Consider the following 23,505-nt stretch of genomic DNA (forward strand, 5'->3'; position numbering starts at 1 on the left):
AGGCAAAAATGAGAAGAACATTATCCATGTTTCTATGCCTGTTTATTGCGGCAAGCATGATCCCTTCGCTTGTTTCTGCGGCAGTACTCACTCCGGCCTTTCCGGGAGCTGAAGGCGCAGCCATGTATATTACAGGGGGACGCGGAGGAGATATTTATGAGGTAACGAGTCTTGAAGATTATACTTCCAATGAGCCCCCCCTTCCAGGAACACTGCGTTATGGGCTCACTAAAGTCGCGAATAGCAATTCAAAATCAACGGTCATTGTTTTCCGCGTTTCCGGCACCATTCATTTGAAGGAGAAAATAAAAACGAGTGTTTACAATTTAACGATTGCAGGGCAAACTGCACCTGGAGACGGCATCGCGATCGGAAATTATTCGGTGTCTCTAGGTGGATCCAATATTATCATCCGTTATCTTCGCTTTCGCGGAGGCTTTGCCGAGCTGGACGATACGTTTTCGCCCAATGCTCCGAAAATGATCATCGATCACTGTTCTTTCAGCTGGAGCACGGACGAAGTGCTGTCAACCAAAGATAAGAGCAATATTACGGTTCAGTGGTCGATCATCAGCGATTCTTTAAACATGTCCATCCATGATAAGGGAGCCCACGGGTACGGAGGCATTTGGGGCGGCACCAATATGACTTTTCACCACAATTTAATTGCCAGCAACAACAGCAGAAATCCAAGATTAGACCGTGATTTCAGACTTGAAAAAGACGCCCCGCTGCAGTTCGATTTGAGAAACAATGTCATGTACAATTGGGGCGCCAACAGTGCATATGGCGGAGAAAATGCAACAGGCGTCAATGTCGTAAACAACTACTTTAAAGCGGGACCCGCTACATTTGACGACGTGAAAAACAGAATTTTCAATCCATGGTCCGAGCAGCCCGGGAACTATTATGTTCAAGGCAACTACGTCAATGGCTATCCGGATATAAGCGCGAATAACTGGGCTGGCGGCGTTCAGCCGGAATATGGACTGGGCACCGTCAACCGCCTGGCAAACCCGGCTTCCATCACATATAAAAATACCGACGGCACCGTTGTCGATACGACAGTTACGACAGACTCCGCTATAGATGCATACAGCAAAGTCCTCGATCAAGCAGGAGCCATGTTGCCGAAAAGGGATTCTCTTGATGCTCGTATCGTAAACGATGTAAGAAACGGTTCTGGTAAATTCGCAAATTCACCCGATGGAGATGGTGGCTTCCCGGCTTTGGCCGAGTCGACTTTGCCTGTTGATTATGACAGTGACCACGATGGCATCTCTAACGCATGGGAAGAGGCGCATGGTCTCGATCCTAGTTATGCGTTGGATGGTAAAGCCGACAGCGGTGACGGATATACACAACTGGAGAAATATTTGAATTCGCTTGCCGGCAACGGATCAAGCAATCCTGTTGTGGCCATCTCCAGCCCCACTGCTGATGCAAGGCTGCAAGCGAATCATGACATTGTCATTGAGGCATCGGCATCTGACAGTGACGGCGCCATTTCCAATATTGAGTTTTCTTACTATGATACAAAAACGATGAAGTTGAATCCGTTAGGAAGGGTTAACTCCGTGCCGTACACGTTTACTTGGACAAATGCTCCCGAAGGAACTCATTATTTGTATGCAAAAGCAACTGACAACACAGGCACTCAAACATTGTCAAGCATGGTCGTTATTCATGTAAATGGAACCAACGGTACCGGACCCTGGACGTCAGTAGATGTTGGAACCGTGAAAATCCCAGGAACAGCAAGCTTATCAGAATCCAGTAGCACTTTTATCATAAAAGGAACCGGTGAAATCGGTGCAAGCGATGACGGGATCCATGCTGCGGATGCCTTTCAATACACGCACCGTGACATTTCAGGCGACATGGAATTAATCTCAACAGTAAGCCTCCAGAATCCCTCGGAATATGATAACGGCGTGAAAGCCGGCCTCATGATTCGCCGGGATCTGACCGAGGATTCACCTTTTGCCATGATTACCGTGAAGAAGGAAGAATATTACGGATCGCGCATCCATTTTATGAGCCGCTCGGCCCAAGGGGAATTAGTTGTATCAACAGCGAAGCCCAATGTTGAATTGCCGGCATTGTTGAAAATCACCAGGTATGGTAATGAAGTCAAAGGATTAGTTTCTATTGACGGCGGTTCCAACTGGGAACTGGTAGGGGCTACCACACTTGATTTGCGGAATCATGCTTACATCGGGATGGCTGTTGATGCAACGAAAAGTACAAACAACTATGATTATTACAATTCGTCGATATTTGAGAGTACGAAGCTGCGAACAAATAACATAACTGGCAATGTCTTCTCCGTCGGAAACTTACAGACGAACAATGATGACGGAGATACTTCGGTCAGCGCGCAATTTATGAATCAATCGGAGCTTGATAAAAATGGAGTATTGGTCATTGCACTCTATGATTCAAACGACAACATCCTGAACTATTCTTATTCCAGCGATTTAGTTGAAGGTCAAGGAACCAGGGAACTAACCGCCACCTTCCAGATGCCTCTTGATCCAGCTCAATATAAGCTAAAGGCATTTGTCTGGGATCAGCTAGCCAGCAAAAATGTAATTTCTAATATCGTTGAGCTGCCTTGATGCAGCAAGAAACCCCTGAGGCAGCGCCTCAGGGGTTATTATTGTGCCTTGCAATGCGTTGAAATCTACGCCTCAAGCCATTATTAGTCCGAATTGACGAACCAATCATTCTTCATCGTAGCTACTAAACGTCGATGACCTTGAAATTCCTCATAGATATTAAAATCATACGATTTAAGAAATGATAGCTTGTAGATCAAATCCCCGTTCTGCAAGCTAACTTTGAAATCGTTGTACTTTCCTACTTTCAGCTTCGACTGCGGCGTCTCCGGAGATTCATTCGATTGCAGCTCGAAGCTGCTCAAATCAGATGACCATTCAATCGCCCTCACGCCGTTCGTATCGTTGATCTGAAATACAATCTTACGGCCCTCGGTGCTGACATTCGTGCTCATATCTTTAACAATCTCATAGTTGAACTTCAAGGAGAGTTCCTTGTTATCTAGCGAAGTGCCGAAATGATCAATGGATATCGTATAGGGTGCAAGCGATATTCCCTTCAGCGGCGTCTTCACCTCGCTCTTTTCTTGCGGCAGCCAGAATGCGAAAGGCTTAACATACATGTCTGCATCGGACGAAGTGTCCTCCTCCCCCGGAGGATTAACCGAAACAAGCTTGCCGCCTGCTGCAACCGCCTCACCGAGCAGTAAATTCATGCCGGTTGTATCCACATCCTTTGGAAGCATGCTGGAGACGATGATTAGTGCTTTTCCTCCGGGTCCCACCTTCTCTTTTACATCCAACACGTTTGCCGGGTAAACGGTACCGCTTGCTGAGCGAAAGTTGGCAACCAGTTTCGCTAGGTTTGTGTATCGCTTCTCCTGATTTTCTATCAGTACCTGTACCGTATACTGATCAGTCGATTGACCTTGATAGGTATTGACATTCTGGATCGAGAACTTGGAATGATAACCCGAGTCAGTCAGCTCGAACGAGGACTCTGCATCAATGATTGGAACCCTCAACATGTCAGCTTGAGTCTCAAACTTCAACAAGTCTACTATTTTCCCCTCGGACGTTTCTTCCTGCAGCACAAGCTCTAGATTCGAGAATTCATACGTATACGGAACTTTAGCAGCCATTTGCAAACCGACAAAGCTGCCTTTTGGAATTCCTAGTACTTTGGCGGGGATGATGACCTTCGCCTCTACCTTCACCTTTCCATCCAACAGAAAGTACCCGGTCATATTGGGAATTGGCAGCGAATCTGAGCCTTTATTCATCAGCGATATGTCAGCCGACAAAATGTCCTCGTCTTCCCAGGGTAGCCGATACATGCCGTTCATCTTTGCCGTGTACATGCCATTCTCGTCTGTAAATTCCACTTCTTCGCCTGCACCTTGCACATCTTGCTCTGTAACTTTCGGCATTTCCAAGTAAGCAATCGGCACGTTCAACTTCAAATCTGACAAGTACTGTGTAATGACAATCTGCCAGCCTTCAGTTGATACCGCTGCGGGGACGCTTCCTGTAAGCGTAACCTCCTTTGTTTCCTGGGAATTCACAACAAGATCTTTTAACCCTTTAGCTTGAAGCGGATACGTATATCCTTCCGACGAGCGAATCGCAAACTGGTATTCAGGTACTGCCATGCTGTATTTTCCTAAATTTGAAAATAGCAAAGTTAGGTTAGTCAAATTATTCTTTTCATTTTGGCCAAGTGTAAAATTGGAAAGCGTGACGTCCATGACTGTTCCAGAGATTTTGACTGCTTGCGAGCTTCCTGCTTGAGTCACCTGTGTAAAATCATCAGGGACTGGAATTTCGCCGAGATTACGTTCAAATGAGTCGAGGGAGAAGTCCCACTTCCCAAGACTAAATGTCAAATCTTGCAATGACGTCGAATCACTTATCATGGCGTAATAAGAAAATTCTTGCGAAGAACCTGCGGCAATTTTCATTTTTTCTTTGTCCTGCGGCATCATTTTCGCCGAAAATTTCTCGCCATTCTTGCCATACAGGCGAACCAAATAATCAATCAGCGATAAACTCTCTGCACCTTTATTCGTGATGCTCAAAGTGAACGTCACGATATTACCGTTAAGATCAGAAAGTAGGTTAAGCTGCTTGATCTCAGCGTAACTGTCTGCGCCAAGCTGAATACGATCGAATGCGATAGACGTCTCAGCCTTGCTGCCGTCTGCGAACACGGTTGCAGGCAACAGCGAACTCATTAGGACAGCTAAAGCAACGGACATGAGGAGTGGGGAACGTTTACAAATTTTAGTCATCGGCAGTTTCCTTTCCGCCTAAAGTAGTTTGTTGAAGACCAAATTCAAATCTATGCTTGGTGCCTCAGTGTTTCTAACCCAAGCAGCTCCTCCGGCCTCATTGCCTTTAGTTGCTTTTCGTATAATTCACGATATAACCCGTTGTGTGCGAGCAGCACCGAATGCTTGCCGCATTCGACAATCCGCCCCCGATCGATGACAAGAATTTGATCGGCCCGGACCACCGTTGCTAGACGGTGCGCGATAACGAACGTCGTACGCCCCTCCATCAGTCGTTGCAGCGCTTCAGTGACCAAGTGCTCGGATTCTGCATCCAACGCCGATGTAGCTTCATCCAAAATTAAAATTCGAGGGCTCTTAAGCAGCGCTCGCGCAATGGCAATGCGTTGCTTCTGCCCTCCTGAGAGCCGAACACCGCGTTCTCCAATCATGGTTTCATAGCCGAGCTCCCACTCTTCAATAAACTCATGAGCATTGGCAGCTAGTGCCGCAGCGAAGATTTGGTCCTGTGAAGCATTAGGGTTCCCGTAAGCGATATTCTCTAAGACGGTGCCTGAGAACAGGATATTATCCTGCAGCACAAGGGCCATGTGGCTTCTCAGGTCATGTAAATCATAGTCACGCAAATCTAACCCGTCTAACAAAACACTGCCTTCATCCGGATCATAGAAACGAAGCAGTAAATTAATAATCGTAGACTTCCCTGCACCGCTGGGACCGACAAGCGCTATAACATCGCCGCTCTTTGCTTTGAAACTAATTCCTTTAAGAGCTGCCCTGGTCTCCAATACCATGGAAGGCGGAACAGGTCTCATTTTCGGCGGAATCCAATAAAAGCGTTTGGCAGGTTTCTGGCGCTCGACCAGATCTTTATCCTTCTGTTCCACTTCGGCTTGCTGCTTTTCAGGCCTTTCGATTACATAATCAAACCCGACTTGATCAAATTGAATTTCGCCTTTACAAGTTTTCAGTGGTATGGGATTGACTATATTCTGGATCTCAGGTTCAATATCGAACACTTCAAAAATTCTTTCTACGTTAGCAAGGGAATTTTGAATTGTGACGTTGACATCGGAAAAACGCTGAATGGGACCGTACATTTGGGATAAATAAGCTTGGAATGCAATCAATTCGCCTACCGACATCCTGCCCCGGATGACCATAGTACCACCTACAAACCAAATGAGCAGTCCACCAAAATCTTGAAATGTTTGACTAATTCGGCCAAGGGTATTCGATAGAAATTGAGCCGTCATCGCATAAGCATAATGAGCCGAGGCTTGCTTCTTAAAACGGTTCAACTCCATACGTTCCCGGTTAAAGGCCTGCACAACTTTCATACCGGCAATACGCTCTACAAGCACGCCAGACATGCGCTCCATCTGCCGATGCACGGAACGCCACGCATAACGAATATGCACGTTAGCGTTCGTAAAGGTTAAATAATAAACCGGGAGCAGCCATAACGAGAGCAGGGCCAGCTTCCATTCCATATGAAATAGCATAAATCCGGCGAAAAGCACGAGAAAGAGGTCGATAACCAGATTGATAACCCCAGCCCCGACCAAATTTTGTGCGCCATTTACGTCGTTGAGGATTCTTGAGACGATGCTTCCGACCTGACGGCTATCATAAAACCGCTGTGACAGCTTTTGCATATGCTCATAGAGTTGAAAACGAATATCGATAACCATCGAATTCCCCATTTTGGCCATGACCCATTGTCTTGCATAGTTCACCACGGTTCCGAAAACGTAGACGCTCCCCAACACAGCTATCACCTTGGACAACGTCCATGAACTGCTTTTAAGCGGAAGCACTTCGTCGATCAGCACTTTTGTCATCCAAGGTACGGTCATAGGTACAATAAATTGCAGGATACCTAGTCCGACAATCGTAAAGATCATGTAGCGATATGGCTTTAAAAATTTAAAGTAACGCCGTATAAGACGGGAACTTACCTCTTTCTGCATCGTACACCTTCTTTCCTCATAGGATGCTATCCGACTGTCTAGCAGTCACGATAACCCCCTTCGCACCCGTTCAAAAAAATCCAGCGGTCCGACTTGACCGCCTTTCAATACGACTTCCAAACCGTCTATACGTTCATCGTGTGAAAATGCCCGGCATAGCGGTCCGCCGGGAACGATAGGCGCAATCATTTCCATGGCGTACATATTCATTCGCTTAACAGCAAAGCCTGAAGTATCTCCTCCGGCAAATACAATTCTTCTGAGTCCTGTAGATTGAACAAGTTCTCTCGCCATTTCGCCCAAACGCCCGCCAATCCGCTCTCCGCTTGATGCTACATTCAGCCCGCTCATTCTCAACAGATATTGAGTCTCCTCAATAGACTCGTCATGCGGTCCCAGCGCTGTATATAGAACAACGTTCTTGCCGGCCCTAAGCAAACGCTCAGCCTCTTTAAGCAGACGTAACTGTGTCGTTTTGGCATCATCCTCGAAAAAAAGAGTCACGGGTACGCGAATACCCGCATATCCATGCGCCAAAGCCCAGTTGATCTGTGCACTCGTCGCAGGGGAACAACTGCCCGACACTACGAGGAGCTGCTCAGCGGGATCTACCTGTAAACGGGGGGAGGCAGCAGGCAGCGTACCGTGCACACGCCAATGGGAGACGAGTGCATAGTCCACCCCCGAGGAGCCTACCACAAACAACGGCGCTTTCTCGCTCTCTTCCGCAAGCAAACCGCCGATTTTCACAAGATGTTCATCTGTCAGTACATCGAATAGCAAAATATCCGGGGCTTGCCGAAGCCTCTCATCTAAGCGATCTTTCAGCATCGCTCCACTCTGCTCCAAATCCAGGACATTCATAAGACCGATCGAGCTGGACGTCTGCCCAGCCAAATGAACCCGAAGATCCGCTTCATTCATCGGCGTAACCGGGTGCTGTGTCATATTCGGATGCCGATCCAGACGAAGAGTGGCCGTACCATCTCCTGTAAAATGGTTACCAAACACGGTATACCGCTTTAGTACAGGCGATCCTGCCAAAAGGGGCGTAAACCGTTGATCTGGGAACACTTCCCGTCCTATATCAATGACTTTCCCAATGCTGCCCGTTAATGGAGATGAATCAAATGTGGAACAAATTTTGTAATGTAGGATCGGCGCCTGAAAAGCCTTTAGAGCAGTTAGTGCCGGACGAAGAGTCTGCTCCATGTCCTCTGGACTCATCGTCCGGCTCACGCCGGCCACGCCAAAGCCGTCGTAATGGCTAAATTTCTCGTCCCATAATGCCTTGTCGGGAATGTCCATAAACAAGATAACGCGCAGACCGCCGGTTGTCAGCGCCTCAAGCACATCCGTGGAACCAGTGAAATCATCCCCGTAATAACAGATCCGCATTCGCTATCGTCTCCCGCATTCGATTTAAGGCTTTAGCCGAAAGCGGCTAAAGCCTGCTTTAATTCAGGATGTTTATCGGCATGCACCTCCAAAGGAATTCCCGCAAGCGCCGCCTCCCATCCCTGCACAAGACTGCGAAAGCCTGCACCAGGTCCGCCTGGATGCGCATGAATGCCGCCGCCGGCGATATTCATCAGATCGACTGTGCGAAGCGTCCTGAATGTTTCGGGTGCCGCTCCCGCCCACTGCTTCGATGACAATACGGGGAGCACTGTGTCGGTTGGATCGAACATTGGCGTTAAGCAATCGTTCACGCTTTCGATGACGGATGCATTGCTCTCATAGAACTTGTTATTGAGTCCGCTGACATGCAGATGATCCACGCCGGCCAAACGGCACAATTTCTGATAGGCAGCAAAGGACATGCCGAGATATGGGTATCGCGAAAGCATGCCCCACTGGTTCCGATGGCCGTGGATACAAACGGGCGCATACTTTCTAAGGTGCGCGAGGCCCGCAAACCCGACACTGTTTATGCTGACCATGACGCAGTTACCACCGGATTTCACGACCGTTTCGAGATGGTGCAGCATCGGATCGATATCGTCGGTAATATTAAAAGCGTACATTGTTTTTTTGCCCGTGCGATCCGCAGCCCTTTCAATTTCTTCCATCACAACCTTTATGCGTTCGGATAGCGGAGCATACGGCGGATTTCCGTGAATCTCATCGTCCTTGATAAAATCAATTCCGGATAAGGCAAGTTCCCGGACAATAACCCGAAGCTGATCGGTCGTCAATCCGATGTTTGGTTTGATGATCGTCCCGATAATCGGCCTGCCATGAACACCAGTTAGTTCCCTCGTGCCGGAGATACCGTATCGCGGACCTTCATACCGCTCCTGAAACTGTTGAGGCAACTCAAGATCGAGCAGCCGGAGCCCTGACAATTCTTCTAGTTCATACAAATTGCCCGCAACCGTCGCCAACAAGTTCGGAATGGATGGTCCTATGTTCGCATATGGAAAGGCGATCTTCACGACACCACGATGGAATACACCTTTGCTGCCCAATGGCACCTTAGCTCCTGGCAGTGAAGGAAAAGGCGATATGTCCAACTGTTTAATAGATAAAATCTGACCACGGTGCTTTTGTTTCAAGCTTTCCGTTTCGTTCGGCAGTGGCAAGAACGTACCTGTGGACTGCTCGCTCACGATAATTTCACTCGCCTGCTCCAGCGGAAAGGCGGTCTCGATCCAATAAGTTGCAATGACTTGGTTGTTTATCAACATGGATATTTCCCCTGTCTTTCCAATTCGGCACGGACAGCCATCATGCCTAGACGGGGGCTGGCATACACCGGAAGACCAGTTTCCTGACACAGCACCTTTTCCATTCTCGCCATAGACCCCTGTGCCAGCACAAGTGCATCCGCCTTGTGTGCTACCGACTTAGCCGCCTCATAAATAAGCCGATCATGCTCCTCAGGCTGGCCAGAAATTAAAGCTTGATAAGCCCCTTCCGCCAAGGCGTCAAACACACAGACATTTCGGCTTTGAAACTCAGCCTCTCTAAGCAGTAACTGCCTGGTCGGTTCGAGCGTAGTTGGCAGCGTAGCCAGTACACCGATCTTTTCGAAATTTTTAGTCGCTAAACGAGCCATTTCATCGTCAATCTTCACGATAGGAATGTTGAATAACGGCCGCACCAAATCCGCCACTTCCCCTACCGATGAGCAAGTATTGAGGATAAGATCGGCTCCGATATCCTCTGCGTGCCGATAATACTGAACCAAACGGCGAATTACCGCAGTAGTCACGCTCCCCGCCTGAATTACATCGGCAATCAAGCTGTCGTCGATAATGTTGACAAGGCGGCAGCCTGGCAATTCCTCCCGAAACAGCGTCCCAATGCGTTCGGAGAGACCTTGGCCTGTGTAAACCGCAACAACTGTTATCATCCTATCTCCTCCTTTAGCTTGCTGAATCACTCATGACCGGGATGACTTTACCTAATCGGCCCTCTTGCAAGAGCCAACTATCCGCATCTGGAATATCGAAATACCGGAGCATTCCCGGCAAAATAAAACTTAAGGAATCATTTTCATCGTAAAACGGTTCCTTTATCCACTCGGCAATACTGCTCATTCGGTCATCCAAACGTACGCTTCTGACGCGAGCATCGAGCAGCGTCGCTAACTCAGCGTAGATGGCGTACTTGCCGCTGCCGTAAAGCTCGATATCCTCTGAATCGATGTTTTTCATAGTTGTTACGAGTTCTATCGCACGCAATACATCGTATGTTCGTACAGCTGCCATACTGTCGCCAAGCCACATTAACTCATCGGTATAACGGTCCATCATGCCGAAGCGCTTAAAAGGTCTCTCCTCAGGAGAATTCAAGTACGGCAGAAGCGAACCGATGCCCACCGGGTTCAGTACCATTGCTATGCGCCCGGAAGCGCAGGTTTCCTCGATCCATTTGGCATGCGTATCAATTTGTCGTGTGCCCCCGTCCCATACGGCAATTGTAACCGGCAGTCTGCGGCCCGCCAGCTCCGAAGGGAAAAATTGCAAAGCATTATTTAACAAGCCCTTCTGGCTCCACCAGACCGTCCTGAGCGCCCACAGCTGCTCCACCTCACCGCCCCCGGAAAGACGCGGGTTCAGATCGCATGGTTTGCGGTTGAAATATACGGCATTGCGCAGCCACCTCAGTGCCTGACTTTTGCGCGTCCCCTCCGGCAGCGCTCGACGCGCTTTTTCCAACTCTGCCAAACGCTCCATCGTTTCAGCGTGGGCATTACGGGCATGGGCGCATTCGCCTATGACCTGCCCGCTCTGTGTGCACCAAAGCTGATCCGCTGGCAGTAACTGTATGACTTCATCAGGCGGTGTAACCTTATGGCCTAACAGGTGTTTGGAGAAGAACTCAGCTGCCGTACGGGCCAACGGAATCGAAAAGCGGTGTGCATTCTCATCCTCGAAAATATCCAGTTGTTCTCCCTTGCCGTACATGTCCCAAAATCTTCGGTTCACACCAACAGTATGGCGTGGACCCTCGATCGGTACGGAATCGTACGTTGTAGCGAGCACCAGTACAGGTCGAGGCGCCATCGCGAGCACGATATCTTCATGATCGAAGCCTAATGCAGAGAAGCCAGGCCATTTTTGCTCGGCATCTTGCGCTTTGCCAGTTAGAAGGAAGTACGGTCGGTTCATGATGAATCCGCCTGGTGCGGCAGCAGCGATACGCTCGTCGTACAACATAAGCAGAGATGTCTGCGTGCCTCCCCCGGAATGGCCGGTAACCCCGATCCGTTTTGGATCAACTTCCGGTCTCGTACATAAATAATCGATTGCCCGCACGGCATCGTGCAGCATGTAGCGCGCGAAGCTGTCGCCAAGCGGCAAGCATTGCCGGCCGACATTTTCATGCTCCGTCACGCTCGTCATCGGAGCCCGCCCCGTCTGAGGATCATAGAAGCCAAACCGCTCTCCTTGACCTATTGGATCGAGCGACATAACGATGAGACCAGCATGAACCAAGTAGTGACAAACGGTCTGATATTCGTCACAATGCTTCGCCTGTTCGCGGTGCCCACATAGGAGCAGCACAGCGCCTCGGGGCTCTATGATCCCATCAGGCAGATAGAGATTAGCTGTTGCATACACTTGCGGCCTGGATTCGAAAATGATTTTCTCTACACGAAAACCATTCCCTAAGACGCTACCGGTTATTTGCGGATTGAGCGGAGTATCCAAAGCCGGCATACCACCGAGGCAGTTGATAATTTCCTCGCGGATCTTCTTCTGCCTCCGTACAAGATCGGCTTTATTTTCAATGGAAGCTCGCGCCTTTTCACCAAGCTCGGCGGCATGCATGGCGGATTCGTAAATCCACCTTGGCAGCTGGCTTTTTACATCAAAATGAGCGATTTGAACATTTTCAAATTTTTCAAACACGATGAGGCCCTCCCCCTTTTGACACTTCTGCCAGGTCTGGCCCGACCAGAAGATCGGTTAAACGTATAGGTTGATTCGCATAGGCCGACTTCCATACCGCTTCTCCGGTAAGCACTGCAAGCGCACCAGCCTCAGCACCCGCCATGATTTCATAAGAACGCAGCGGATCAGGACCTAGAAACAAGTCCTCCAAAATCAATGGATCTCCCCCGCCATGCCCTCCAGCTCGCGGTACGACATGAATCGTTTCTTTACCACCAAATAGCGGGAAGTAATCGATCGTTTGCTCAGGTACATGGAAGGAGGCCCTCCCGGACATGATTTCCTTGGTTTCGATTCTGCCCTTTGTTCCATTAATAGCTAGCCGATAGCCTTCGTATGGCAGAGAGAAATTAACAGAATAGCTAAGCATCGCACCTTTGTCATACTTAACAACCGCTGTATACGTATCCTCGATATCAATTTCGGAGTCGAAAATGCACCCGTCAGGGCGGTATCCCGTAAAGTTAGCAGGCTTAATCTCAAGCGCTGTGACATGGTCGTCAGGAGGCACATTCTCTTTGCTCCGTGATGACCATCGCATGAAATACGTGCAAGACTGCTTGACTCGGCATGTCCCGCAGTGTCTACCATCCTCTTTCGTGGGATTAAACTCTCCATCCGGACCAAAATAATTGAGCGCCCCATACGCAAACGCTTCCACAGGTTTTTGGGCGATCCACCAATTCACAAGATCAAAATGATGCGTGCTTTTGTGCACCGACAGTCCGCCGGAGTTGCTACGTTTGCGGTTCCATCTCTTGAAATAGCTTGCCCCGTGATACGTATCGAGGTACCAATTCAGATCAATGGAAGTTACCCGACCAATTCTGCCTTCTAGAATCATTTCCTTAATTTTGGTATGAACCGGTGAGTACCGATAATTGAAGGTAACATGCAGCTTGCCTCTGCTGATGCTCTGCGCATCCAGAACCCGCTTGCAGTCAGCCCCGTTAGTCACCATCGGTTTCTCCGAAATGACGTCAAGATGATGCTTTAGGCCCCCTACTATATAGTCGGCGTGGGTAAAATCCACGCCTGCGACGATCACTGCGTCAGGATTCGTTTCCCGTATCATCCGTTCAAACTGATCCGGAGCATATACCGGGGTTCCAGACAGCGACGGAAATTTCTTGAAACAATTTGCAAAGCGTCCCGGATCTGCATCAAGCAGTCCGACAATTTCACAATGCTGCTGGAACGTCTCCAGCATAGGACGGATAAACATGCCGTTCGCCCTTGTACTTACACCGCAAATGACGTATTTTTTTTTTGCCACGCTGTTCTCCCTCCTCGCTTCTACTGTTAAGTATACAAAGTCGCGCATGGCAAACCATTAGTGAAAACGACTGTCATTATAGGTCAATCCTGTCGGGGGAAGGGGAAGGAAAAGAAAGTACCTGCGTAATAAAAGCATGGTCGTTTCTCATCTCGAGAACAGACAAAAGCCCCGCCGGAAAAACCGACAGGGACTACGCTATGTTGCCTAATTCAGGATAATTGTAGTCTTAGCCTTCTGAGGTCAGGAATATTGTAGACTTGACCATCTGAGTTCCTCCGACAACATAAATGGTGAATTGTTGAATGTTGTTTGTCGTTTTATCACTTCTATTCGGATTGCGGGTATACGACAAAGTCAAATCGGAATTGACTGAAACCGAATCCTGTTTGGCTGCATCGGTTTCTGTATAAACAATCTCACCGATAAACATTTGCAAGCCGATCATGTCTACTATGGAAGACATTTGATCTTGTTTTTTAACGGCAGTGGCGCAAGCGGTATCTTTATTCTTATCGTCCCTGCAATAATTGGTAAAGGTACCATAACCATTGGTTCCTACCTGGAATTGCCCCATTATAGCAGCGTCCCACAAATAGAGGCCGTTCATATCCTTCTTCTTGCCGTCGATTGGTGTATTGCTTGTTATATTTGCCTTGATACTGATCGGAACCATGGAATCGACGTTGGCGCCCAATCCTTGGGTGATATACTTTACTCCCTGCGGAGTGTCAAAGTATACGTTGAAGTTGAATTTTCCGCTGTCAAGGCCGATAATCTTTCCGTTGTAATAACCCATTGCTCTCGGATTGTCGGTAGTAACTGCCCTGACATTAACAGACAGGCCCGTATCAAGACCTAATGGATCCTTCGCAAAGATAACGACGCCTCTGGTAAGCGACGGATAGTTCGTCACAAGATAAACCGAATCGGTAACGCTTTTAATCTTCCCGGCATCGTAGAGCAACCGTCCGATTGCTAGAAGGTTGCCGTTGGCTGTCGCCGCGTCCAGCTCATAGTGGATATTCGGACTATTCTGGTCGTCGACATCCACAGTCAGCGAATCGGAGCTGAGCCTTTCCTGGATTTCTCCGTTCGTATCGAGATGAACTAAGGTCGCGGTCAGTTTATAGCTGCCCTTCTTCGTTGTGACCGGTTTGAAGGAGATCTTTTGAGCGTTGATATCCTTATTCCCCTTCAAGGCGATCGGACTTGTATCGCTGAGTGTCGCATTCCCTGTAGTCGAAACAGCTCCCAGATCACCGCTTAGTCTTTCAAGCTTCATCTCGACCTTATAATCATCTCTGTTCGTAGAATATTCTTCTTCAAATTGATCGTAAATTTTGAAAACTGCAGGTGTCTTCGATGACGACAATGTGTTGATCAGTAATATGTTCCGCGCGGAACTACCTTCATCCAGTATTATGGAATTCGGCTTACGGGCTGAATCGAGCGTAAATGAATAGGTCATCGTTTGATTCAGACCGTTGATACGTACGTTGATACTCGCTGGTCCAGGGGAAGTAACTTGTTTCACGCGAATAGATCCGTTGAGACTAATCGCGACTTTTCTGACCTGACCTGTTTTCGGGTCGGTTCGCGTCGCTGGATCTGCTTCCAGTACAAGACCTCCTGTGGCATATACGGAAATTTTCCCAGTCGTTTCAAGGGCCGCGATCTCCGTTGAAGTTAATTCCTGATTTGCCGAATCGACAACTTTCAAACCAATCTCTTTATTCGTGTCACCTTCCGTCAATGACGCTTTTAACGGTCCGATGACGACAGTATAAGGTGTCTTAGGCGTAACCACAGTAACTGTCTGTGACACTTGTTCGCCGTCAAAAATTAAATTCACGGTCACTTCCTTGTTGCTGTCTAAATCCGGGTAGGCCACCAATTGCAATTCTGGATAGCCATCGTTGTCAAAATCAATGAAATCGTTAGGTCCATCCGTTTTAAACACATTTCCCCAAGCCCCGGTAAAGTTCTTAAATATGCCCATGTTCAAAATCTTAGGATCTACAATGCGACTACCGTACTGGTCATAAGCTTTGAAGGTGAGGTATGCCCTTTCCCCGGCTTGAAAAACCAGTTGTCCAGCTGGGAGCTTCAGATTGCTTTTCGTATCGCCTAAGTCGACTTTCTTCACTTGCGGCATATAGCCAATTGTAAACGTTTTAATGACACTGAGGTAACCGCCCTTCTCAAGCAGATTTACTGTAATTTCACTTTCCGGTCTTAAATCGCTTAAATCGAGGATAATGGCATTACTGTCGGCCAAAACGGTCGATGTGACGCGTTTTGGTGTGCTTACATAAATACTTACATTACTTGCTGACAATTTCATAGGTTCGCCATACTGGTTAACGGCCTTATATTCGATAAGCGCCTTTGACCAAGGTAGTTTTTCAGAAGTCGTAACGAATTCAACCTTGGCTGCACGTTCATTCTCAGGCATAAAAGCCATCTTTCCGCTGGCAACATCTACTCCGCTGAGTATGACTTGGTATTGTGCAAATTCAAAATCATCGCTCATTTCAAGCGTAGCAGTCATACTATCGTCAGACCACGTCGTGGTTGGCTCGAAGTTAACAGGCTTGTTTTCGGAATCCAAGAAACCAGCCTTCGAAACGTTCAGAACAGCTTTATTGGTGTCCACGTCGCGATTCAGCCTAACTGATAACTTTTTCTTGCCAATAACCTTCACTTCAGCGATCGAAGCTTTGGCTGGCTTCGCTGTTGTCGTATGCAGCCTCCATGCTTCATAGGCTGCAAGTGCCAGCATTTTTCTAGTCACGGTTACGCTGCCGCCAAATTTTCCGTCGTTCTGATTAGTCATGAGCTTTTGCTGAAGTGCAAAAGCCACATATCTTTTGTATGTATCGTCTACCGTCTCATCCTTAGCAGGTGCAGTTGCTTTTGCCTTTTCATCGAGGCCAAGCCCCTTGATCAGCAGCATGGCGAGTTCTTGGCGGGTTACAGACCCAGTTGGGTTGTACTTGTTATCTACGACTTCATAGGCAAGAGTTGCATTCTTTAATGCCTCAATATATGGACGCGCGGGATCATTCTGCTGGACATCGATAAAGCTCGTTGCCGTTGTTGTTGGCTCGATCGTTAAACCCAAAACAAGTGTTGCTGTTTTCGCCAATTGAGCACGAGTTATGGCATCTTCCACACCGAAAGTGCCAGCTGCCTCATGATCGATCGCATCCATTTTTAATAAAACATTGATTTTCTTCTTATCGTCCTTCGACAGACTCTTCAAATCGCTGAGCTGGTCAGCCAAATATGTGTCTAAGGTTACAGTCGAAGAAGAAGCTGCCGGTTTCGCTGCTTTTTCTTTCGTTGAAGGCGTCGCCGCTGTCGTCTGCGACGTTTGTGAAACAGCCTCTTCGGCATAGACAATTGGAGTTAAACAGTAACAAAACAGCATAAATGATAATAATAATGCAATTTCCTTCCTCATTTCATGCACCTCCTGATAAAAGATGAACACTCAAAGTAAAACGCTTACATTTTGTGCGAGATATTGCTATCTGTTCAATTTAATCAGCCCCGTTCACTCATTCATTTTCTGGCATGGACTAACTTTATTATAAAAAAGCGAACATCTTATAGGTGCTTTTATCCAAGTTTATAGGTTATTTTGTTCATCGTTACTCAACTACGACGGCAGCGTCCGCTACGATGTAAACCATCGTTGCAGGCCTCATATCGCTCGTTTGCTTAACATCATGCAGCTCTCAAATCTGGATAAATACTTTGCCCGCTTCTACTTTTACCGGATACGTTTGTAAATCCACACAGGCAGGCACACGTTTCGCGACACCAGTGGGTATGTCGAAACGGCCATTATGCTTGGGGCATTCGATCTGATTGCCTATGACTAAGCCATTGGACAAATGAAACCTTCCATGGGTGCAAAAGCCATCTGATGCATAGTAGTCACCTTTCTCCGTACGGTAAATCGCGAAAGTTTGGTCACTGTGATCGATACGGATGACATCCTCCAAATCCACTTCATCTGCACGGCAGGCTTCGATCCATTCTCCGAGACTCATCCCAATTCGCTCCTTTCTTTTAATTCATGTACCGGCCCATACATATAAGGGCGTGCCGTTCTAGGCAATGGTTTCACCACGACGTAAGCAGGGTCCAGCTTTTGCTTCCTTAGAGCGCCGACGACCTCTTTCAGTGCAGCCCATAAACTCGGTCTCGCCGCCGGACAATCGGCTTTCATCTCTTCATGCAGCATTGGAAGCGCATGATAGGGGACCATCGGAAACATATGATGCTCGGTATGATAGTTCATGTTCCAGTATAGAAACCTAAAAATCGGATTCATATAAACCGTTCGGGTGTTCAACCGATGATCTAGCACATCTTCATAAAGACCTAGATGCTGCGTAATACCGAACATGAGAACCACGATACCGCCGTAAAAAGAGGGCAAAAACACGAACATTGCGGGCAAAATGCTACCTGCATATAGGCAAGCTGTGAGGACCGCAAGGATAATAATCATGTAAATCCGAGCTTCCCGAAACGTTTTCCGGTGCTGAGATGAGGGAATATACTCATTTTCCTGCGTGTCCAGCTTGCCGAACGTATGCAGTAGAAAGCGTTTGATTTCAATCGGGCCGCCATACAGATGAAAAATTTGCATGATGAGGATTTTCCAAATTGGGGGCCTTTCGGTGATGATTTCCGGATCTCGTCCGACGATGATCGTGTCGGTATGATGGCGGGCGTGGCTCCAGCGCCAAGGAGTAGCGGAACGCAGTACCAGGAAGGACGCAATTTGATAGACGACCTCGTTCATCCAAGGTGTCTTAAAAGCCGTTCCGTGCCCGCACTCATGCCATCTGGAATCGCCCGGTGTCGCGTAGAGAATCCCATACGCCCAAAAGGCGGGTACAGCCCACCAGGTCCCCCAGGAAAGGTAGGCAAGATACCCCAGAACAAGCAGTCCGCCAAACCAGATGATCGTGTCACGAATAGCTGGACCGTCTTTCCGTTTCATCAATTCTTTCATCCGCTGGCGGGGAATTGGGCACGTATACCACTCGGCCTCCGCTAGTCCGCGCTCGACCGCCTGTTTATTCTCAGCGCCTGTGATGCTATAGTCTCTTTTCACCGATTTTGCTGTCATGCCAAGCACCTCCTTTTCCATTAATCATTAAACGCCGATTTTCTTCAGCTTGTCGTCAAGGAATTTTTTCGCGCGCGGGATGTCCTGCTCATCCAGGTGCTCGATAATAATCGGGATATTCGGATGCAGCTTGGACAGTTTTTGCAAATATAACTCATAGTTCAGAATCCCCAGGCCGGGAGCTGGAAGCTCAACGGCGCCTGCGCCCCGAAAGGTGTGTGATTCGACTGCATCGATTTCAGCATGTTTCTCTGACATGTCTTCAGCAGGCTTGCAGTCCTTGGCATGCGCAATTTTAATTTTGTCGCCGAGTGTATGGAAGATGCGGTTCAGCGTTTCGTCGACATGACCAATGTTGCTGTCCGTGAAGTAGTTGGTCGGATCCATCAGCAGCCCGAGTCCCGGATGATTCACATCGGAAAATAAGCGGGCCAGCGAGTCGACAGAGCCGATCACGTTATTCACATAGTTTTCCACCAGGAAAACTGACCCATGGTTATAAGCGAATTTGGCAAGTTCTTCGATTTGCTTGCAAGTCTTCTCATATGCTTCTTCCGTGCCATTCTTCGGATCCCATACCCAATCGCTTTCCATGTTGTAGGTCCCCGTCTCACTGATGACGTATGGACTGCCCAAATCACGGGCAAACTTCAGCAAAGTTTGCAAACCGAGCAAATTCTGTTCTCGCTTCTTCGGGTCCGGATGAATGATATTCGTATAACCAGAGATGCAGACGATCGGCAAATTAGCGTCGCGGAAGGCGTCACGAATTTTGTGGCATTCCTCCTTGGTAAGCGACTCGAAAGCAAGGTCCATTCCTTTAAAGGACAGATCCAGCTGAACGCAGGAAAAGCCATCCCTTTTCATGCGGGAAATGGATTCCTCTAGGGAATATGGATAGTACCCGTTAAAAATACCGACTGAGATCATACATGAATTCCTCCTTGAGAATAGGTTTATACAAAAGAGTTTGTTGCTTTGGAGAACATAACCGTCCGGCCTTCTGCAATGGACTTGTAGCAAGCGTCAACCGCCGCCATCGACTTTAAGTTGTCCCGGCCGCTAATTTCCGGCTCGCTGTCTGTCTCGACTGCGCGCAGCAGCTGCGCCATCGTGCCTTGAAAAGCATCGGGAAACCAGACTTCCTCCCACTTCGGCCGGAACCATTGATATGGCGCTTGCCTAGTCGTAAATTCCAGTGTACTTGGCGATCTCTCCGGATAAACCGGCCAGCCGATCGTCCCCTGAGCCATGCCGTCCAGTCCCTCAACCCGCCATTTGATGTAAGTATCCTGCTCGGTCCCTTCTCCGGGCCACGCCCAGACGTCGTCTAGACTGGTCGCCATCAGCTCGTTCGCATACTGGAACGTATATTGTGAAATCCCGTCTATATGCGGGAATTTCGTGCGAGGATCGCTCCGTGTGACGGCCGTAATTTTCTCCGGATCGCCGAACAAAAAACGGAAAACATCAATATGATGAATGCCCATATTCAAAATCTCAATGTGCTCATATTTATGAAGGAAATCCTGCCAATGCGGAATCGCGCGCATTTCAATCGTTGCGAGCACCGGCTGCCCCAGATAACCTCGGTCAAGAATCGTTTTCAGCGCGCGCATCGATTGGTCGTACCGCATGTTGGAATTGACGGCGATTTTGATGCCCGCATTTTCGCACAGGTCCACAATTTCGCGAGCTTCGCGAGAATTCATAGCAAGCGGTTTCTGGCACAATATGCCCTTGATATGCTTCATCTTCACAGCAAGACGGACGACCTCGAGCTGCCGGTCCGGAGGAAACGCGATGTCCAATATCTCGATTTCCGTAGCTTGGACCAGCTCTTCCCACGTCCTGTACACGGCCCTAATGTTTCGCAACTCAGCAACCGTCTTGGCGTTATCGTAAGTCCGCGATGCGATGGCCACCGGATTAAAACCAGCATCTCGATAAGCCACAAGATGGCAATCACGCATGATGAAACCGGAACCGATGCACCCGATACGGAAATCTTTGCGTGTTGGCAATTCCGGTCTGATATTCAAGTTCAAATCCATGTTACCCATCCGTTACTCCTCCTCTTACATAAGTTCAACTGCCATTCCATCTAACGAGCCGTTTCAGTCCACAAACCGGTCGTGAATCGAACCTGCTCACCGACCTTTATCCCTCGAGCTCCTGTCTGTTCATATTCGTATGGGAGATTAAACGCATCCGTTACATACGTGTAAGGCTCCAAAGAATAAGCCGATGCCCAATCCGGTCGGAACAGGACGACAAAAGGAAAGGTATGATCCACCTGATAAGCAATCGTATAGCCCCGATCTTTCATTTCAATACGGCAGGTATGATCCGCAACCTGGTCCAGGGATATCAGTGAACAGCCGAGCAGAGGATATTCCTCGAGAAGGATGCCTTCATGCAGCCTTCGGCTGAACGTCGATATCTCCGGTCTCCCGGTCACGAATGCCTGATTCGTAACAGGCCATTCCGCAGCCGCAGGTATCTGAAGGACAATCTTTTCCCCGCTTCCGAATGGCAGTGGAAAGTAAGGATGCAGCCCAAAAGCGAACGGTGCTTCTTCCGCGCCTTCATTCTCGATCACACCTTCCAGATAAAGTCGTCCATCCATAAGCCGATACGTCATCGTAAAGGTCAGCTGATGCGGAAAATAGGCCATAATCTCCGGATGATCTGCAAAACGGAATCGGCTGGTTACCCAGGCTCCCTCCTCTTGTGATGCGCCGTAACCCGCCACTTTCCATGCCTTGGAACACATTTCGCCGTGCAAATGATGATCAGGAAGCTCGTTCAAAGGCAGTTTGTATTCACGGCCCCTGAAGGAAAAACGTCCGTTTTGCACCCTGTTTGGCGGAAATAAGATGGGTGTGCCGTATTTGAATGCGGCAAACGATTCATGTTGGAGGGAATATAAGCTAGCAGGCGGCAAAATGATCTCATGTCCGCCGCATTCGAACCGAAAGAGATTGTTGCCGATTTCCGGGATCAGTTCCGCGGTGGCGCTGCTCTCCGTGTCGGTTAACCTCATGACCGAAAATCCCTCTTTCAACACGGAGCCAGCCCAATATTTGCTCATATGCCCCCTCCTTTTACCAATACAATTCCTCCTCCATCCTGCGATACTGCCCAGGACGCAGCGGTGCAGTCTCATAAATCTTCCGGTTGTTATAGAACGGATGATGCGTCCCTGCCGGGCTTAAATGAATGACATCGTCACCGCGCCAGCGAGTAATAAATTCCTGTCCAACCGCCTTTTCCACCGTTTGGCGCTCGCTAAGCGGAAACGTTATTGTAATCTTTTCACCTTCCTGGACTTGGCCCAGCAGGAGGAAGCGCTGATTCACCCACATGCTCGGATCGCCGCCGGACTGTGTTCGCACGTCATTGCCCAACTCCCGGTGAACGGCAACCTTCGCATAGCCAGCCCATTCCGGGATACGAACCTGCAGTCTCGGCAAGCTGCGGTGTATGTCCAGCTCCACCCGGCCTTCGTGAGGCAAATAACTGCTAACATCAAGCCAACGCGAACCCCGGTTCAACAGGAAGTTCACGCTGACCGTCTCATTGTGCGCTGTGATCGTGTTACTCCAGCCCATGAACAGCCCCCTTGTTCCTGAGCCGATACAGCATGTCTGCAGGTCGTTGGTATGTCCTCTGCCTCCGCTAACATTACAGCAAAAATCATTTGGTGCGGAATACCCGGCAAAAGCCCCTCGTGCGCGCTCAGCCACGTTAAAGTAAGACTTCATACCAACATCATCATTTGCTTTATCTTCAGCATCCACGACCCAATCCAAATTCAAGAGCTGTGATTCCGTCAGGTGATTGCGCAGAAAACGCTCTACGATGCCCCAGTATTCAACGTAACCGCTGCGGGCTAATGTAATGCCTGTAGAGATCAGGTCAACGAGCGAGCAAGTCTCATGTTCAAAAGCTTGTTCATGCATATCTCCCGGCGTCCAGCCAAAAGAAGTACAGCGTGTCAGCGCCCAATCGTAGCTCTTCTTGACGAAATGAATGATAGAAGCGTCCTGGGTGTGCCATCCAAATCTAGCTAACGCATCAAGCGTGCCAATGCGGGTATGGAAATGTCCGCTGCGGTAGGCAAGTGCATCGTTAAAGCTCCCGTCCGAATTGAAAACACCGCTGCGATGAATGATGAGCGCCGAAAAATACTGGCATAACTCGAACGCATCGGTATTCCCCGTCAACTCATAATATTTCAGAAGCGGCATCACCAATCGTCCGCAAAAAGCGGCCGGATCCGGGGCAAGCCGAAGCTGAACCGCGTTCGTGGACGGCCAGCCTTTCATTGTATATTCGGAGGCCGGATAGTACCACACGTCCTTTTCCTTAACAGCGATTCGTTTGAGCGCAGCCACATGTTTATCCGCAACATGCTTGATCTTGCGATCCCCGGTTGACATAAACCAAGAAGTTAGCGCTAGGATGACTGCCCGCTGGTCAATCAAGTTTGCGTTTGTCTCCCAAGGTGCCTTAGGATTTATTTGCCGATAACTGAGCCCGTCTTCCTTAAAGAAGCTTAAGAAATTAGCTCTGTAACGCTCCTCAATGTCGCGTCCTCGCTGGTCTCCTGTCATATGCCTTGCCAAGATCAGGGCATCCACTAATCGGCCGTGACTGGAGCCATAGTCCCAATCCCCATGCGTCAAAAACGCTGGTTTTTCCATTAAATTCGCTGCAAAAAAAGGGATATACCCGAAATCCTCATCGGCCATACCGATAATCGCTTGAAGAACATGCCCTGCCCGTTCTTCAAGCAGGAGTGTATCTGGAATTTGTTTCGTTTCCTGGCAATTCATTGA

15 protein-coding genes are annotated in these 23,505 nt (G+C 48.6%); 1 reads left to right on the forward strand and 14 read right to left on the reverse strand.

The genetic code is table 11. The features are described 5' to 3' along the window. Nucleotides 1-8 precede the first annotated feature (8 nt). A complete protein-coding gene (locus tag AC58QG_RS11010) occupies nucleotides 9-2,621 on the forward strand; it encodes an Ig-like domain-containing protein (RefSeq protein WP_497362088.1) in 2,613 nt (870 codons plus the stop codon). An 83-nt stretch (nucleotides 2,622-2,704) separates the two neighbouring features. Here the strand turns inward: AC58QG_RS11010 and AC58QG_RS11015 are convergent, their stop codons facing one another. The 14 genes from AC58QG_RS11015 to AC58QG_RS11080 form a co-directional block, all read right to left on the reverse strand. Beyond that, nucleotides 2,705-4,852 carry a hypothetical protein gene (locus tag AC58QG_RS11015; RefSeq protein WP_497362089.1) on the reverse strand — a complete coding sequence of 716 codons (2,148 nt, stop codon included), beginning with the start codon at nucleotides 4,850-4,852 and terminating at the stop codon, nucleotides 2,705-2,707. A 50-nt stretch (nucleotides 4,853-4,902) separates the two neighbouring features. Beyond that, nucleotides 4,903-6,825: an ABC transporter ATP-binding protein gene (locus AC58QG_RS11020; protein ID WP_497362090.1), complete on the reverse strand. Its 1,923-nt coding sequence runs from the start codon at nucleotides 6,823-6,825 to the stop codon at nucleotides 4,903-4,905. A 45-nt stretch (nucleotides 6,826-6,870) separates the two neighbouring features. Then, a complete protein-coding gene (locus tag AC58QG_RS11025) occupies nucleotides 6,871-8,223 on the reverse strand; it encodes a four-carbon acid sugar kinase family protein (RefSeq protein WP_497362091.1) in 1,353 nt (450 codons plus the stop codon). Between the two features lie 32 nt (nucleotides 8,224-8,255). Next, the gene (locus tag AC58QG_RS11030; RefSeq protein ID WP_497362092.1) at nucleotides 8,256-9,515 is read right to left on the reverse strand and encodes a ribulose-bisphosphate carboxylase large subunit family protein; all 1,260 of its coding nucleotides are present in this window, start codon (nucleotides 9,513-9,515) and stop codon (nucleotides 8,256-8,258) included. After that, the gene (locus AC58QG_RS11035; protein WP_497362093.1) at nucleotides 9,509-10,183 is read right to left on the reverse strand and encodes an aspartate/glutamate racemase family protein; all 675 of its coding nucleotides are present in this window, start codon (nucleotides 10,181-10,183) and stop codon (nucleotides 9,509-9,511) included. The genes AC58QG_RS11030 and AC58QG_RS11035 overlap by 7 nt, the downstream gene beginning before the upstream one ends. A gap of 13 nt (nucleotides 10,184-10,196) precedes the next feature. Continuing rightward, complete coding sequence (locus AC58QG_RS11040) at nucleotides 10,197-12,188, reverse strand: alpha/beta hydrolase family protein (protein WP_497362094.1); 1,992 nt, start codon at nucleotides 12,186-12,188, stop codon at nucleotides 10,197-10,199. Next, nucleotides 12,181-13,506, reverse strand: a complete 1,326-nt coding sequence (locus AC58QG_RS11045; protein WP_497362095.1) for a Gfo/Idh/MocA family protein — start codon at nucleotides 13,504-13,506, stop codon at nucleotides 12,181-12,183. The genes AC58QG_RS11040 and AC58QG_RS11045 overlap by 8 nt, the downstream gene beginning before the upstream one ends. A 229-nt stretch (nucleotides 13,507-13,735) precedes the next feature. Continuing rightward, entirely contained in the window at nucleotides 13,736-16,975 is a 3,240-nt protein-coding gene (locus AC58QG_RS11050) for a hypothetical protein (RefSeq protein ID WP_497362096.1), read from the reverse strand. Nucleotides 16,976-17,252: 277 nt separating this feature from the next. Then, nucleotides 17,253-17,570 (reverse strand): MocE family 2Fe-2S type ferredoxin, encoded by a 318-nt coding sequence (locus tag AC58QG_RS11055; RefSeq protein WP_497362097.1) that lies wholly within the window; start codon nucleotides 17,568-17,570, stop codon nucleotides 17,253-17,255. Beyond that, nucleotides 17,567-18,661: a fatty acid desaturase family protein gene (locus AC58QG_RS11060; protein WP_497362098.1), complete on the reverse strand. Its 1,095-nt coding sequence runs from the start codon at nucleotides 18,659-18,661 to the stop codon at nucleotides 17,567-17,569. The genes AC58QG_RS11055 and AC58QG_RS11060 overlap by 4 nt, the downstream gene beginning before the upstream one ends. A 27-nt stretch (nucleotides 18,662-18,688) precedes the next feature. After that, complete coding sequence (locus AC58QG_RS11065; protein WP_497362099.1) at nucleotides 18,689-19,591, reverse strand: sugar phosphate isomerase/epimerase family protein; 903 nt, start codon at nucleotides 19,589-19,591, stop codon at nucleotides 18,689-18,691. A gap of 26 nt (nucleotides 19,592-19,617) precedes the next feature. Further along, nucleotides 19,618-20,724 carry a Gfo/Idh/MocA family protein gene (locus tag AC58QG_RS11070; protein WP_497362100.1) on the reverse strand — a complete coding sequence of 369 codons (1,107 nt, stop codon included), beginning with the start codon at nucleotides 20,722-20,724 and terminating at the stop codon, nucleotides 19,618-19,620. A 41-nt stretch (nucleotides 20,725-20,765) separates the two neighbouring features. Then, nucleotides 20,766-21,755: an aldose 1-epimerase gene (locus AC58QG_RS11075; RefSeq protein ID WP_497362101.1), complete on the reverse strand. Its 990-nt coding sequence runs from the start codon at nucleotides 21,753-21,755 to the stop codon at nucleotides 20,766-20,768. A gap of 13 nt (nucleotides 21,756-21,768) precedes the next feature. Next, complete coding sequence (locus AC58QG_RS11080) at nucleotides 21,769-23,502, reverse strand: glycoside hydrolase family protein (RefSeq protein ID WP_497362102.1); 1,734 nt, start codon at nucleotides 23,500-23,502, stop codon at nucleotides 21,769-21,771. Nucleotides 23,503-23,505: the final 3 nt, after the last annotated feature.

It is taken from the genome of Paenibacillus sp. J22P169 (assembly GCF_059691995.1).

Coding starts and splice junctions, on each gene's coding strand:
- AC58QG_RS11025 (WP_497362091.1), bottom strand. CDS start 8,223: ATGCGGATCTGTTATTACGGGGATGATTTCACTGGTTCCACGGATGTG.
- AC58QG_RS11035 (WP_497362093.1), bottom strand. CDS start 10,183: ATGATAACAGTTGTTGCGGTTTACACAGGCCAAGGTCTCTCCGAACGC.
- AC58QG_RS11075 (WP_497362101.1), bottom strand. CDS start 21,755: ATGAGCAAATATTGGGCTGGCTCCGTGTTGAAAGAGGGATTTTCGGTC.
- AC58QG_RS11055 (WP_497362097.1), bottom strand. CDS start 17,570: ATGAGTCTCGGAGAATGGATCGAAGCCTGCCGTGCAGATGAAGTGGAT.
- AC58QG_RS11020 (WP_497362090.1), bottom strand. CDS start 6,825: ATGCAGAAAGAGGTAAGTTCCCGTCTTATACGGCGTTACTTTAAATTT.
- AC58QG_RS11080 (WP_497362102.1), bottom strand. CDS start 23,502: ATGAATTGCCAGGAAACGAAACAAATTCCAGATACACTCCTGCTTGAA.
- AC58QG_RS11050 (WP_497362096.1), bottom strand. CDS start 16,975: ATGAGGAAGGAAATTGCATTATTATTATCATTTATGCTGTTTTGTTAC.
- AC58QG_RS11070 (WP_497362100.1), bottom strand. CDS start 20,724: ATGGGTAACATGGATTTGAACTTGAATATCAGACCGGAATTGCCAACA.
- AC58QG_RS11015 (WP_497362089.1), bottom strand. CDS start 4,852: ATGACTAAAATTTGTAAACGTTCCCCACTCCTCATGTCCGTTGCTTTA.
- AC58QG_RS11030 (WP_497362092.1), bottom strand. CDS start 9,515: ATGTTGATAAACAACCAAGTCATTGCAACTTATTGGATCGAGACCGCC.
- AC58QG_RS11010 (WP_497362088.1), top strand. CDS start 9: ATGAGAAGAACATTATCCATGTTTCTATGCCTGTTTATTGCGGCAAGC.
- AC58QG_RS11065 (WP_497362099.1), bottom strand. CDS start 19,591: ATGATCTCAGTCGGTATTTTTAACGGGTACTATCCATATTCCCTAGAG.
- AC58QG_RS11060 (WP_497362098.1), bottom strand. CDS start 18,661: ATGACAGCAAAATCGGTGAAAAGAGACTATAGCATCACAGGCGCTGAG.